The organism is Serratia sp. AS12 (assembly GCF_000214195.1).
Lineage (GTDB): Bacteria > Pseudomonadota > Gammaproteobacteria > Enterobacterales > Enterobacteriaceae > Serratia > Serratia plymuthica.
On record NC_015566.1, the window covers coordinates 3,476,672 to 3,490,922 of the forward strand.

The 14,251-nt window shown below is 55.4% G+C and carries 13 protein-coding genes and 1 pseudogene; 4 read left to right on the forward strand and 10 right to left on the reverse strand.

The annotated features are described in order from the left end of the window. Positions 1 to 121: 121 nt before the first annotated feature. From SERAS12_RS16260 to SERAS12_RS16280, 5 genes are all read right to left on the reverse strand, one after another. The gene (locus SERAS12_RS16260; RefSeq protein WP_013813681.1) at positions 122 to 1,306 is read right to left on the reverse strand and encodes a cell wall metabolism sensor histidine kinase WalK; all 1,185 of its coding nucleotides are present in this window, start codon (positions 1,304 to 1,306) and stop codon (positions 122 to 124) included. Positions 1,307 to 1,450: 144 nt separating this feature from the next. Next, positions 1,451 to 2,119, reverse strand: a complete 669-nt coding sequence (locus SERAS12_RS16265) for a LuxR family transcriptional regulator (protein ID WP_013813682.1) — start codon at positions 2,117 to 2,119, stop codon at positions 1,451 to 1,453. Positions 2,120 to 2,464: 345 nt separating this feature from the next. Next, positions 2,465 to 3,154, reverse strand: a complete 690-nt coding sequence (locus tag SERAS12_RS16270; RefSeq protein ID WP_013813683.1) for a response regulator transcription factor — start codon at positions 3,152 to 3,154, stop codon at positions 2,465 to 2,467. A gap of 179 nt (positions 3,155 to 3,333) precedes the next feature. Continuing rightward, positions 3,334 to 3,777 (reverse strand): DMT family transporter, encoded by a 444-nt coding sequence (locus SERAS12_RS16275; protein WP_013813684.1) that lies wholly within the window; start codon positions 3,775 to 3,777, stop codon positions 3,334 to 3,336. 4 nt (positions 3,778 to 3,781) lie between these two features. Then, positions 3,782 to 4,300 carry a GNAT family N-acetyltransferase gene (locus tag SERAS12_RS16280; RefSeq protein WP_013813685.1) on the reverse strand — a complete coding sequence of 173 codons (519 nt, stop codon included), beginning with the start codon at positions 4,298 to 4,300 and terminating at the stop codon, positions 3,782 to 3,784. Between the two features lie 39 nt (positions 4,301 to 4,339). On the opposite strand from SERAS12_RS16280, the gene SERAS12_RS16285 reads away from it, so the two are divergent. Next, the gene (locus SERAS12_RS16285) at positions 4,340 to 4,909 is read left to right on the forward strand and encodes an XRE family transcriptional regulator (RefSeq protein WP_013813686.1); all 570 of its coding nucleotides are present in this window, start codon (positions 4,340 to 4,342) and stop codon (positions 4,907 to 4,909) included. A 58-nt stretch (positions 4,910 to 4,967) separates the two neighbouring features. Here the strand turns inward: SERAS12_RS16285 and SERAS12_RS16290 are convergent, their stop codons facing one another. Next, positions 4,968 to 5,555: a nitroreductase family protein gene (locus tag SERAS12_RS16290; protein WP_013813687.1), complete on the reverse strand. Its 588-nt coding sequence runs from the start codon at positions 5,553 to 5,555 to the stop codon at positions 4,968 to 4,970. An 89-nt stretch (positions 5,556 to 5,644) separates the two neighbouring features. Further along, on the reverse strand, positions 5,645 to 6,523 hold the full coding sequence (locus tag SERAS12_RS16295) for a LysR substrate-binding domain-containing protein (RefSeq protein WP_013813688.1): 879 nt from the start codon (positions 6,521 to 6,523) through the stop codon (positions 5,645 to 5,647). A gap of 120 nt (positions 6,524 to 6,643) precedes the next feature. Between SERAS12_RS16295 and SERAS12_RS16300 the strand changes: the two are divergent. Both SERAS12_RS16300 and SERAS12_RS16305 read left to right on the forward strand, forming a co-directional pair. Next, a pseudogene (locus SERAS12_RS16300) lies at positions 6,644 to 7,280 on the forward strand (flavodoxin family protein). Positions 7,281 to 7,424: 144 nt separating this feature from the next. Continuing rightward, entirely contained in the window at positions 7,425 to 8,534 is a 1,110-nt protein-coding gene (locus tag SERAS12_RS16305; protein WP_013813690.1) for a glycosyltransferase family 9 protein, read from the forward strand. Here the strand turns inward: SERAS12_RS16305 and SERAS12_RS16310 are convergent. The 3 genes from SERAS12_RS16310 to ssuD all read right to left on the reverse strand — a co-directional run bounded on the left by SERAS12_RS16310 (position 8,531) and on the right by ssuD (position 12,048). Further along, complete coding sequence (locus SERAS12_RS16310; RefSeq protein ID WP_013813691.1) at positions 8,531 to 9,697, reverse strand: O-antigen ligase; 1,167 nt, start codon at positions 9,695 to 9,697, stop codon at positions 8,531 to 8,533. The two genes, SERAS12_RS16305 and SERAS12_RS16310, sit on opposite strands and share 4 nt — an antisense overlap. Then, complete coding sequence (locus SERAS12_RS16315; protein ID WP_041416207.1) at positions 9,675 to 10,583, reverse strand: sugar glycosyltransferase; 909 nt, start codon at positions 10,581 to 10,583, stop codon at positions 9,675 to 9,677. Before SERAS12_RS16315 ends, SERAS12_RS16310 begins: the two co-directional genes overlap by 23 nt. Positions 10,584 to 10,893: 310 nt before the next feature. Next, a complete protein-coding gene (ssuD, locus tag SERAS12_RS16320) occupies positions 10,894 to 12,048 on the reverse strand; it encodes an FMNH2-dependent alkanesulfonate monooxygenase (RefSeq protein ID WP_013813693.1) in 1,155 nt (384 codons plus the stop codon). Positions 12,049 to 12,331: 283 nt separating this feature from the next. On the opposite strand from ssuD, the gene SERAS12_RS16325 reads away from it, so the two are divergent. Continuing rightward, the gene (locus SERAS12_RS16325; RefSeq protein ID WP_013813694.1) at positions 12,332 to 14,245 is read left to right on the forward strand and encodes a sigma-54-dependent Fis family transcriptional regulator; all 1,914 of its coding nucleotides are present in this window, start codon (positions 12,332 to 12,334) and stop codon (positions 14,243 to 14,245) included. The last annotated feature ends 6 nt before the right edge of the window (positions 14,246 to 14,251 follow it).

Below are 14,251 nucleotides of genomic sequence, written 5' to 3' on the forward strand. Positions count from 1 at the left end.
CTATGTGCATAATGCCGAAATTAGCCTGGCCTTGATTGAAACGTCTGATTTCCTGATTATACGTGTCCGCAATTAAACAAGATAAGTGTCCAGATACAGTGAGCAATGTGTCAAGTTATCGTCAAGACAAAATATTTTTCACTGGCAGTTGAATAATAAAACGCATTCCCCCTTCCGGATGCGAGTTGACGATCAAGCTGCCGTCATGCAACTGGCAAATGGCCCTGGCGATTGAGAGCCCCAATCCGCTCCCGCCAGAGTTGCGCGCACGCGAACTGTCCGCCCGGGAAAAACGATCAAACATCTGCGGTATAAACTCATGGTTTACGGTAGCCCCATGGTCGCGAAACGCGATGGCGACATGATCTGGATGATCATGCAGCGTGATATCAAGCGTTTTACCTTCGACGGCGTAACGCAACGCATTGTCCATCAGAATAGTGAATACCTGCCCCAAACGAACAGAGTCGACCAGAATGATTAACGGCGCTCGTGCGGAAATGTTGAAAGAAAAACCCACAGCTTCGGCCTGGGGTTGCAGCCAGGCTTTTCTTTCCCACAACAGGCCGATGACATCGACCGGGGACTTATTCAATGGCAACTGCCCCGCCTGAGCCATAGACAAAAGAGAAAGATCATCAATCAATTGATTTAAATGCGTAAGTTGATTCATAACCAACTTGAGATGGTGTGTTTCCGGCAGGAAAACACCGTCTATCATCCCCTGCAACCGCCCCATTGCGGCAGTCAGCGGAGAACGCAATTCGTGAGCCATCGCAGCATGGGAGGCTTTAAGCTCACGATCAAAATGTGCAAGGCGTTCTGTCATGGTATTAAAGTCATTGACCAGTTTGATCAGCTCTATCGGCGCATTTTTCGTCAACTCGGCTCGCGTGGTAAACTTACCTCTGGATATCGCACGGGCGGCCATCGCCAGGCGAGTAAATTGTTCGGAGAGCGGCCTGACGGCATACAACGCCAGGAGAACGATAAATGGCAGGATCACGGTGGTATAGACAGCCAACAACGCCCAATCAATACCCAGGTAGAAAGGGTTGCCAGACTCTATGCCATACCAGGCATCAACCATTTCATGAAAACGTTGCAGGTTGCTTTCCGGGTTTTTCAGCAAGCTCAGAAACTCTTGCCTGACGGCGGTGGGCATCGATTGCAATACCAAAAAATTTATCAAGGCGTACCACGACCACAGGCACCCGGCGATAAGTATGATCGAACCTACCGCCAGTAAAACGATACGCACCCAAATCCACCGCCAAAGCGAGGCTTGTTTAGCAGGCTTGTTCATAGCAAATAACACCTTTATTCAAAACCGCTGGCGGCTTCAGGTACTTGAAAGAGAGTGGAGATGATCCCGTGAGTATAGCGTCGCCGCCTGGCCCTGCGCCGTCGCCGAAACGGCAATCCCCTGTTCCTCCGCTTGTTCATAAGTCTAATAGCGCATTGTGGCAAAGCAGCCGGCACTGAAATTGAGCAAATGAATCGTGCGGCTTATCCCCAATTTCAGATAGGCTTTACGTTTATGGTTCGACACTGTTTTGATGCTTAACCGCATTTTTTGGGAAATCGTAACAGGGGACATGCCGATCACCAGATCCCTCATCACCGCCTTTTCACGCCGGGTCAGTAAATTCAGTTTATCTATCCATTGCATCGCTTTTCCCGTTATCAGAAACTGCTGGCACCAATGGCTGAGCTGCCTGTCTTTTTTCATACCCAACGCAATCAACCGCTCCACTTCGCACAATCGATCACGTTTATGGATCAGTGTGTAAGGGTAAGAGAGGTACAGAACCCGCGTCAGGCAGTCGGTGTCGCCCAGCATGACAATTCCACGCGTCCTTGGATTTTTCAGGTAAAACACGGTGATCAACGAGATTTCATCCGCCTGAGAGTGAATATCTCCGCTCAGATAGAAAAAAACCACAGAAGAAAAACAGTTGTTTTTGACATGAAAATCCAGCGTTTGAAGATCCGGGTTTGAAAGATAGCAAAGAGAAACTTTAAAAGACTCCCGGGTTTTCAGGAACGCTTCAAAAGTTCCCCCCATGCCACCACTCAGGTCTGCCAATATGATTTTTCTATAACCCGTCTCAATCATAAATTACCCTGCAATTTAATACATCGGTCCCATAAGGCAGAAGGGTAACGATCGTTTTTTCCTTCACTGTTTATAACCTGACGGATAGTTTTTCAGGATTAAACATGCCAATTATCCAGATACCCTGTGTGAATAATCAATATTCCGTCAATATTTGATAACCAGTTAAAATAACTTATACCCGTTAGTTATAAATACATCTGAACGTGATCAATGCGTGCTCTGCATGGCAGCCAAAGAGGGAGAAAAAAGATTGGGCTCAAAACGGGGTGACCTGACAGCGTAAAAACAAAGTCTGCACGAGTCAGGCTGGAAGATTCACGTTCAACATACCGCTGTTTAAGGTTACTTAAATCGATATCCGATGGCTCTTACCGTCAGCAATACATTTCCGATACCGACATTTTCCAACTTTCTACGCAGATTATAGATATGGGTATCCACCACCCGGTCTAATGCGTCACTGTCCGGCAAAGATTTTTCCAGCAATTCCTGTCGCGAAAAGGCTTTGGTGGGCGCACGTAAAAAAGTGGCCAGGAGACTAAGCTCGGTAGGCGTCAGCGTCAGCAACCGAGTTTCCCCATCTGCCATTTCTACCGATGCCGCCATAGCCTCGGTATCCAACTGAAGTGGACCAAATACAAGGCGTTGGTTTGGCGAAACGCCCTCTGAATAGCGGCGCATAACGGCATGCACCCGCGCCATGACTTCCCCGGGATTGTAGGGTTTTACGATGTAATCGTCCGCGCCGTAGCGCAAAGCGCCGATCTTATCCGAGGCATCGCCCATCGCCGAGATCATGATAACCGGAGTGTTGTTTTTTTTACGCAACCGACTAAGAATTTCAGTTCCTGCCATGCCTGGCAGCATAACATCCAGCAAAATAAGATCCGGACGCCATTGCAATGCCATATCAAACCCTTTCAAACCGTCGGTCGCAATGGAAACTGCAAAATGCTCTCTCACCAAGTAAGCCTCCAGGACGCCCGCTGCATCCATGTCGTCTTCGATGATGAGCACCCGTTTTTTATTCATGACAAGCCCCGTTGATCTGTACTCTGGTGAAAAATAAAACACTAACACGCCATTGTCTTGCCGGGGAATATAGCAAATACGCAGATAAGTTGCCTGCACCTGACGCACTGCGGTCATTCTGATCGTTGCGAAGCACAGAAGCGCGCCCAAGGGGGCACCCCGGCGGGCTTTTTACCGTTTCAAAAACTTCTTCTGGCCACCAAAAAAGCGCCCACCACCAACAGCAGCGCGCCGAGTAGCGCAGGCAGGTTGTCGCGCAGCGCGGCAGGCCCGGCCTTGTAAATATCCACCCCCAACCCCGCCACCAGTTGGCTGGCGACCAGCACCGAAATGGTGGTCGCGGCCCCCAGCTTTTGGTAACCCAAAATGCCGGAAAAGACAAAAAACGATCCCAGCAAACCGGGCAACAACATCCAGCCCCTGAAATTGCCGGTCACCTCAGCCAGGGCGCTGGCGCCGTTTTTGGCGAACAGCAGCGCCATCAACAGCAACAGGCCGACGCTGGAGTTGATCACCAGGGCGATCAGGATCGTCGATGCACTTTCGCTGATGCGCACCATCAGCAGGTTCTGGACGACCAGGCTGACACCCGCCGCCACCAGCAGCAATAACATGATATTCATAGAATTAGCGGACCGGTGGCGATTTTTCGTGATCAAGCTGCAACTGCAAAAAGGTCAAATCCAGCCATTGGCCGAACTTGGCGCCCACTTCGCTCATCCGCCCCACGTTCTGGAACCCCAGATTAAGGTGCAGCTGTATCGACGCGGTATTGCCGGATTCAATGCCCGCCACCATCACATGTTTACCTATCGCTCTCGCCTGCTCAATCAGCGCAATCAGCAGGGTTTTCCCCACCCCGCCGCCGCGGCTGTCGCGCCGCACATACACCGAATGTTCCACGGTGTGACGATAGCCGTCCCACGCCCGCCAGTCGCCGAACGAGGCATAGCCAATCACCTCACCCGCCTCATTGTTGGCCACCAGCACCGGATACCCCGCAGCCTGGCGTTCCGCCATCCATGCCACACGGTTCGCCGCATCGACGGTGAGTTCATTCCAGATCGCCGTGGTGTTAAGCACGGCGTCGTTATAGATAGCGGCAATGCCTTCGCTATCGGTTATAGTCGCGTTACGGATAAGCATGTTGACCCCCTGGTTGACTGTCCACTATCATACTACGATATGAATAATAAATTAGACAACTTAAATCAGCGCATCGGCGCACGCATCCGCATCGAACGCGAAGCCCGCCATTGGTCCTTGTCCGATCTGGCCGAGCGGGCCGGCGTTTCGCGGGCCATGGTGCATAAAATTGAACGCGGCGACAGCAGCCCCACCGCCATGCTGCTGGCCAGGCTCTCCGGCGCCTTCGGCCTGAGCATGTCCAAACTGATTGCCCGTGCGGAAACGCAGGAAGGTCGGCTGCTGCGTCGGGAGGATCAACCGGTCTGGGTCGATCCCGAAAGCGGTTACGTCCGCCGTCATGTGTCACCGCGCTCAGACATTCCGCTCGATCTGGTGCGCGTTGAACTGCCCGCCGGGGCGGAGATCCCGATGCCGGCCTCCGTCTACGCGTTCAAACGCCAATTAATCTGGCTGCTGTCCGGCGAGCTGGTGTTCCTGGAAGGGGAAAATCGCCATGAAATGGCCGAAGGGGATTGCCTTGAACTTGGCCCACCGGCGGACTGCGTGTTCAAAAACGAGAGCGGCGAGCCCTGCATTTATCTGGTTGTGGTGATGAGCAAGGCCTGAAGAAAGCAAAAAGCCCGCAAAGTTATCCTCTGCGGGCTTTTCACGTCAAACGAAGCGATTACAGGGTGAAGTTCAGCCCTTCGACCACCGTCTGCTCCAGCGGCAGCCGCCCTGAAGGGATCTCCTTTTGCTGCAGGAACTCCGGCAGCTGGGATTTATCACCCGCTTTGCCGATCGCCACCATGCCGTGCACCACATAGTTATCCGGCAGGTTCAGCGCCGCCTTGATTTTGTCGTGGTGGACGCCCCCCATGCAGTGGGTCAGCCAGCCTTTCAAGTGCGCCTGTAACGCCAGGTTCGCCCAGGCGGCACCGGCATCAAACGCATGGCTTGGGTTAGCGACTTCCTTATCGCCATTCAGGCTGGTGGTTTTGGAGATGACCACCACCAGCGCCGAGGCGTGCTGCGCCCAACCGCGGTTGAACTCAATCAGGAAATCCAGGTAGCTGTCCCAGCTGGCCGAGCCGTGCTTGCTGTAAGCAAAACGCCAGGGCTGGATGTTATACGCCGAAGGCGACCAGCGCGCCGCTTCAAAGAAGCTCAGCAGGGTTTCGTCGTCGATAGGATCATTGGCCAGCGCGCGCGGCGACCAGCGTTCAATAAACTGCGCATCAATCGGGTAATCAGAAGTTCTTGGCTGGCTCATGGACATCTCTCTCATGGGAATGGAATACCGAATTTACCCAATATTCCCACGCCCCACATCAGAAAAATTTTTATTTTGTGCTTTGTTCACTAGCGCAATTCCTGCTGCAACCACCCCAGAAACGCCCGCACCGGCGGGTGTCGTTCGCGCCCCGGCACACACAGCGCAGTATAAGCGGCACCCGGCACGCAGATATCCGGTCGGTAAGCCACCAGCAGGCCGTTACGCACCAGATCGGACACCATCACCGAACTGGCCAGCACCAGCCCCTGCCCGGCCACCGCCGCCTGCAAGGCATAATGCTCCTCATCGTAGGCCCGCAGCGATGTGTGCCGCTGCCACCAGTCGACCCCGGCAGCCAGACACCAGTCACGCCAGCCGTTTTCATACAGCGTTGAATCGCGCCAGCGAACGGTGATCAGCGCAGGGGTTTGCAACTGTGTGGCAGACAGCCCCGGCGCGCCGTAAACGCCAAAACGCTCCTCCAGCCGTGCGGCCTGATGCAACTGGGGATAATTGGCGCTGCTGTAGCGTATGGCAATGTCCACGCTGGCGTCCTGCTGCAGGTCAATCACCTCGGCGCAAGCTTCCAGGCGAACCAGATAGTGCGGATAGGCCTGATAAAAACGCCCCAGGCGCGGCACCAGCCACAGGGCGGCGAAAGAATGGGTCACGGAAACGCACAGCACGCCGGCGCTGGGCACCGGCCGCAGAGCGTCCAATGTATTTGCCACATCGAGTAGCGCGGTATGTACCCCAGCGAACAGACGCTCCCCTTTCTCCGTCAACCGCACACCTCGCGGTACCCTGTCGAACAGTGCAAAACCCAACTGCCGCTCCAGCGCCTTGATCTGGTGCGAAACTGCGGTCGGGGTGACCGCCAGCTCCAGCGCAGCCTGTTTAAAACTGCGCAGGCGGGCAGCGGATTCAAAGGTGCGCAGTGCGGTCACCGGAAGCGTGGCAAACATAGTGGACAATCCATAGGATGAGTTGAATTCATCCTGACAGAGAAAGCGTCATTTGTCGCCTGTACCTTGTTCCTCATAGAGTGGCGATGACAATTTCACGCTCGGAAAACGGAGAATGACATGAATTCAACTCATCAACCCAAACGCCTTATCGTGCTGGTCGGCAGCCCGCGCCGTGACGGTAACAGCGCCGCGTTGGCGCAAGCCGTCATGGCGGGGCGCCGCCGAGGCGGGCACCGGGGCCAGCCTGCATTTTCTGGATGACTATATCAGCGGATTTCTGACGGATGAGCGCCACAGCCCGCCGCCGGCCGACCGCTATGGCGAACTGTTCCTGGAGCACTTTCTGCCGGCCGATGCGGCGGTGTTTTGCACCCCTATATACTGGTACGGCATGTCGGCGCAGACCAAAGCCTTCTTCGACCGCGCTTTCAGCTATTACGCCGACGCCTACCCGGATGCGAAGCAGGTGCATCAGCGCATGAGCGGCAAACGCATCGGGCTGGCGGTCGCCTCGGAAGAAACCTACCCCGGCGCGGCAATGGGCATCGCGCATCAGATCCAGGAATTCAGCCGCTACTCGCATTCCGAGTTTGTCGGGGTGGTGCACGGCGCGGGCAACAGCCGGGGCGAAATCAGCCGCGATCCGCGTAACCCGCTGTTGGCCGCCCGCGATCTGGGCCGCGAGATCTTCACGCGTCCCTATTCGGATTACCGGATGGACACGCCGCGCAGCTCGCAGGTTTGGCAAAATTGATGCCGTAAAGGGGCAGCCCGCTGCCCTTTATTAAGGTTGCGCAAGCATATGTAGCAATATATTGCCGCCCATTGGCCCGTTAAGGTAAACATCATATGATGCACCTGTCCGACCGGCGCGCCCATCAACTCAAAGTGAATCAAGATGTCGAAACAGTGGAAAATAACGGCGGCCAACGCTGGCCTAAAGCTTTACACCCGGCTGGGGGGGCATTTCAAAGACAAGGCTACGTTTAAGCCGGACCTGACTTTCGACAGCATCGTTATTTTTTCCACCACCGCCCTGGGTGATCTGATGTTCAATACGCCGGCCATTCGCGCGCTGCGCGAACGTTATCCGGCGGCCAGCATCACTCTCATTTCCAGCCACAAAAACAAGCAACTGGTCGCGACCAGCCGTTATTTTGATCATGTCATCTATTGGGATCATAAAGCGAAAGACATGCTTGGCGTGATTTGCCAACTGCGAAAACGTCGGCCCCAGTTGGCCATCATCCTGCACTCAAAATCCCCTTATGACGTGATCACCGCGATTACCGCCGGCTGCCATTATGTGTTCAAAGACGCCTACGGCAATAAAGCCACCGGCATGGAACGCTGGCTGAGTGGCGTAAGCCGCAGCACCGGGGGGCATTTAATTCAGCGCAAGCTGGATCTGGTGGCCCAATTGGGTTGCCAGACTCAAAACACCGAGATGTTTATTCCCATCGCCTTCCCGCCCATAAACAAGGCCGTGGGGAAAACCGTTATCGGCTTCCAGATGGGCGCTTCTGAACCGCTGCGCTGCTGGCCCGTCGGCCAGTTTATCCGTCTGGCAAAGCTCTTGCTGGCGCAGTCGGCGCATAACCAAATTGAATTAATCGGTGCCCCTAAAGAGCAAGCTATCGAACAGGTGTTTATGGCGGGATTGACGGCAGCCGAACAGCAACGCGTTGTCAGCCATATCGGCAAAACCACGCTGCCGCAGTTGCTGGCGGTTATGGAGAACATGCAGGTTCTGGTGACCGGCGACACCGGCCCGTTGCACTTGGCCATCGCCCTGAAAACGCCGACCGTCAGCCTGTTTGTTACGGCAAATCCGCAACACACCGGCCCCTATCAAAATAGCGAACTGCATCAGGTGATGTACGTGCCGGTCGATGCCGAAAAACTTAGCGTAGCGCAACGCCGTCAACCACTCAGCATCATCACCGAGAACCAGGTGTTTGAAAAAGTGGCGAATGCCTTGGCACTCGCCCCCCTCACGGCTGATTAATTTTCGGCAGGCGGTGGCGATGTCAACACCATCGCCACCGGGAACCAGAACAGATACCAAAACTCGGCCGGGTTAGCGATGACAAACATGCCCTGCGAACAATAGAAGATCAGCATAAACAGGTATAAGGCGGCCTCCAGGCGACGGCCGGCCCTGAGATGGCTCAGCGCAAGCCGTGCGCCATACGCCAGCAACGCGGCGAATAAACAGAATCCGACCAGCCCCCCCTTGAGCAACGCGCCCAGATACAGGCTGTGGGTCGTGTGAATAAACTCACCGGTATAGTTGGTAAAGGCCAGTTCTTTATCAAAGCCATAGCCAAAAAACGGCGCCTGAGCGATCAGCGACAGGCTGTGTCGCCAAATGCTCATGCGCACAAAACTCTGTTGATACAGCTCGTCAAAGCGCGTAATCAGCATCTCGCCAATGTCAGAAAACAAAACGACGATGACGGCAACTATCATCGTGGTGGCAATGCCCACAGCCGTTTTTTTATTGAGCGTAACGAATGAGGTCGTCAACGCCAGTGCTGCCAATAACGCAATCAACGGGCCACGGCTTTGCGTCAGCACCATAAAGGCAAACAGCGGCGGGATCGCCAACAGCACTTTCTTTTGCCGGGTATCGCGCAATACCATCAGGCTTAAAATAATGCCCACGGCGGCATAGCCGGCAAGATCGATCACATTACGCGGGCCCGGATTGAGGGCCGAGGTCTCCCTGAGGGTATAAATAGCGTGATAATCGCTTATAGCCAGATACACGCACAGCAGCACAATGCCGACAATCACCGCGCAAAGTAAGAAATTACGCCTGGGCCCAGCCAGCAAGGTGACCAGCAGGGCAAGGTAAATCAGAATATAAGCGCTGTGGGTAAAGGCCGACCCCGTATCGTCCGGCGTTCCCCCCCAAAGGTTGCTGGCGGAGTAATAGGCCAAAAAGCCCGCCGCCAACGCCAGCCCCGTAACCGCCTTGCGCTGCTTTAGCCATGCCGAACGGAGCTTCGGGTGGGTGACAAACGCGACAAGGTAAAAAAAAGCGGCAATATGGAATAAATTATTGACCCGGGTATGCCCGCAAAAAACGGCGCTGAAAAATGAAAAGGCCAGGAATGAGTAAACATAGAGCGCCGTAGTAAAATCAGCCTTTTTTGAAAAAAACATTATAATCAACCTTTTCAAAAATATTACTGTCAATGGCGCTGCTCAACGAAAAATTCTTGATGGCAATACTGTTGTTTTTCATTCTTTCACCGGCGTGGCTAAAGGCAGGCATGATGATATCGTCAATCTTTTCAGGTAAAAAAGTGGGCAGTTTATTTTCCTTCGTTTCATAAAATCGCGGCAAATGAAAATTATTCATATCCAATCCGGCAATAAACAGCTGTTTGAACCCCAGAAATGAAATGATCTGGAAAGCCCAATAAACCACCGTGCCGGCATCGAAAATACCGCGCCGGATATCGTGAGTGAAGGCGATGGTTTTATTGGACGATGAAAAAGAGACGCTGCGGTCGTTTCGGTAATGCTCCCACAGCTCTGGGGGGGTTATTTTGGGGCTATAAATTTTAAAGGCCGCATCTTCTACTACCGCAAACCGGCACTTCACGTCCGCCAGCGTAAACCGGTCGATTATTTTGGCAATGCCGTGCACCGTGGTAAAAAGAATTAAATCCGGCTTCAGGATAATGTTTTCTATAATATCCGGTCGTTGATCAATAAACCCCATATCGACGATAACGTAAAAGCGAAAATCAACCTGCGGGTGCAAAGAATAGGCGCCATTAACCCCCATTGTCGGCATGGCGGGAATATGGTTAAAACACATATCCTTGACCGAAGGCCCGGTTGCGGTAAGCAACAGCGGCCCCTGGCAACTGTCTTTCAACGCGGACAACGCGACCAGCGGAACAGGCTGTTTTTTATAATGCAATACGGCAATCTCACCGCTTTGGGCCCGCTCAACCCTCACATAGGGCCAGAGATTTTCATTGTGCCGATACGGGCGAGAATGAGAATACCGATATACCTGCTTAAAAAAACTGCCCATCTCGCCCACTTCCCCTGGTAAATGTATTGGCATCTGAGCTGATTGCTCTTATTTTAATTACGCCAACTCAGAACCCGAGTATCTGAGCATTTATTACAGTGGGCAATTTTCTCAATTTGAATTATTCGTCACGATAGCGATAAGAGATATGTGCATTTGTAACCCATGTTAAAAAAATGCAGGGAAACGTAATTATTCTCTTTTTGAAGGATAAAACTACGGCAGAAGGCGCTGCCGCAGAATGAGATTGGGGGCTTAACCCTGAGGGAATTGGGGTATTGCGCACGCGGCCATCACACCGCCTTTATTATCAGGCGGGCCGTTTGTCGCCGCCGATGGTTTCACCGAACGGGCCGGTATTCACCGTGCGCCCCGTCGAGTTCACCGGCTGCGCCAGCGGCAGCAGCGGCATCACCAGTTCGGCGAAGCGATGGGCCTCTTCGAGGTGCGGATAGCCGGAAAGGATAAAGTTGTCGATGCCAAGCTGCCGATACTCGCGAATGCGTTCCGCCACCTGCTGCGGATTACCCACCAGCGCGGTGCCGGCGCCGCCGCGCACCAGGCCGACGCCGGCCCACAGGTTAGGGCCAATGCGCAGATCTTCCCGCGAGCCGCCGTGCAGTGCGCTCATGCGTTTTTGCCCGGTGGAATCCATGCGCGCAAAAATTTTCTGCGCGGCCGCAATGGTGCCTTCATCCAGATGGCTTATCAACCGATCGGCGGCGGCCCAGGCCTCCTCTTCCGTCTCGCGCACAATGACATGCAGGCGAATGCCGTAGTTGAGCTTGCGCCCCTGTTGTTCGGCGCGTTGGCGTACCACCGCCAGTTTCTCCGCCACCTGCTCCAGTGGCTCGCCCCAGGTGAGATAGGTGTCTATCTGGTTGGCGGCGATACCGATAGCCTCTTCGGAGGAACCGCCGAAATAGAGCGGCGGGCCGTTTTCCTGCACCGGGGGGAACAGCAGTTCCGCGCCTTCGACATGAATGTGCTTGCCTGCAAAATCAACCTTTTCGCCCTTCATTAAGCGCTGGTAGACCTCGAGAAACTCCTGCGTCACCTCATAGCGCTCTGCATGACTAAGAAAAATGCCGTCGCCCTTGTTCTCCACCGGATCGCCGCCGGTGACCACGTTGATCAACAGCCGCCCCTCGGACAGCCGGTCCAGCGTTGCCGCCATGCGTGCAGCCAGGCTCGGCGGCTGCAAACCTGGTCTTACCGCCACCAGATAGCGCAGACGACGGGTGATCGGCGCCAATGCCGCCGCCACCAGCCAGGAATCTTCGCAGCTCTTGCCGGTGGGGATCAGCACGCCGTAGTACCCCAGATTGTCGGCGGCCAGCGCCACTTGTTGCAGGTAGGGTAAATCCACCGGCCGCCCGCCCTCGGCGGTGCCAAGGTAACGGCCGTCGCCGTGGGTCGGCAGGAACCAGAAAACGTTAATCTTCTCTTTCACGGACTCAGTCATTATGCCTTTCCCATATAACCATTTCTGGTATTCATCGATAGAAAATTACCCTTTGGTTATAAATCTGTTAGCAGGATGCATGCCAGCGTCGTGGGAATTTTTAGTTGTTTAAAATCATCCGGTTGTAGATTTACAGCGCGGGCAAAACTGCTGCATTGGCAACAGCCGTTGCTGATGAACTGCTGCTTTTGCAGCAACCCGCGCTTTGGCTCCCCTCGCCGTTAGCGCCCTGCTGGGATAAGATTTTTTCTCTGTTAGCCTCGGCCAAGCCTGGAGCCACCCAATGCATAACCCGCAACCCTATGCGCCAGACAAACCGGTGCTGATCGACCCGGCGTCGATCGCCTTTCAAAGCGTGCTGGACCGGCTGGCGCCGACCGACGCCACGGTGCTGATCGTCGGTGAAACCGGCACCGGCAAGGAGGTAGTGGCGCGCTATCTGCACCACAACAGCCTGCGCCGTCATCAGCCGTTTTTGGCGGTGAACTGCGGCGCGCTGACCGAAAGCCTCGCCGAGGCCGAGCTGTTCGGCCATGAGAAAGGCGCCTTTACCGGCGCCACCAGCACCCATCAGGGGTGGTTCGAGGCGGCGGAAGGCGGCACCCTGCTGCTGGATGAAATAGGCGAGCTGAGCCTGCCATTACAGGTAAAACTGTTGCGGGTATTGCAGGAACGGGAGATCACCCGCGTCGGTTCGCGCAAGGCGCTGAAGGTGAATGTCCGGGTGATTGCCGCCACCCATGTGGATTTGGCCAACGCTATCCGCGAACGCTTGTTTCGCGAAGACCTCTATTATCGGCTCAACGTGGCGGCGGTTACGCTGCCGCCGCTGCGCCAACGGCCGGACGATATTCCGGTGCTGGCCCAGCATTTTCTTACGCTGTACGGCCACCGATTGGGGCGGCCCCGGCTGCGGCTGGCACCGGAAACCCTGCAGGCGCTGCTGGATTACCACTGGCCGGGCAACGTGCGTGAACTGGAAAATACCCTGCACAACGCCGTGCTGCTGAGCAAAGATGCGCTGATCGCCCCCCACCAGCTGCGGCTGAATCAAAACCTGCAAGATGCCGGCATCGCCGGTGATGACGCCATCGGGCACTTTATGCGCCGCCAGTTGCAAGGGGACACCACGCAGCTCTATCAGCGGGTACTGAACTCGCTGGTGCGCAGCGCCTTCGAGGCCTGCGACGGCAACCAGTTGCAAACCGCCATGCTGCTTGGCATCAGCCGCAACACGCTGCGCACCCACCTGGCGCATCTCGGGTTGATCAAACCGCGCCGCCGCGCCACCTCTACCGCCGTTTCGCCTCCCGCCGCCTGGCCGCAGCAGGAACAGGAGCAACAGTTGCGTATCGGCTATCAGAAATTCGGCAATCTCGGGGTGCTCAAAGCGCGGCAAAGTCTGGAGCAGCGCTTCGCCGACCGGCACATCAGCATCCTGTGGAGCGAGTTCCCCGCCGGGCCGCAGCTGTTGCATGCACTGAATAACGACGAGATCGATTTCGGCACCACCGGCGAGGTACCGCCGATTTTCGCCCAGGCTCAAGGGCATGGCATGGTCTATGTGGCCTATGAACCGCCGGCGCCGCAAAGCGTGGCGATGGTGGTACCGAACAACAGCCCGATCCGCAGCGCCGCCGATCTGCGCGGCAAGCGCATCGCGGTCAACAAAGGCTCCAACGTCCACTATTTACTGGTGCAGATGCTCGACGAGCAAGGGCTGGCGCTAAGCGACGTGCGCATAGTCTACGCGCCGCCGAAGTATCCGCTGTCGGCGAGCGACTATCAGGCGGTAGACGCCTGGATGATGTGGGATCCGTTGCTCAGCGACGCGCAGCGTTCGGGGGAATTGCGGGTGATAGCCGACGGCACGCAGCGGGTGCTGAATCAGCAGTTCTATCTGGCGAGACGTCGCTTTGCCGAGCAGTCGGGCGATCTGCTCCAGCAGGTGATGCTGGCGCTGCAAAATACCGGCCGCTACATTGCCGAGCAGCCGGTTGAAGCGGCGCGTTATCTCTCCAGCGAACTGGGGTTGCCACCGGCCTCGCTTGAGCTGGCGTTGTCGCGCCGCAGCCATGAAACCCGCGCCATGAATGTCCAGGTGATCCGCGAACAACAAAGCATTGCCGACCGGTTTTACGCCCTGGGCCTGCTGCCCAGAGCGATCGCCGTGCGCGATGCGGTGTGGCCGATGTAAGACGGG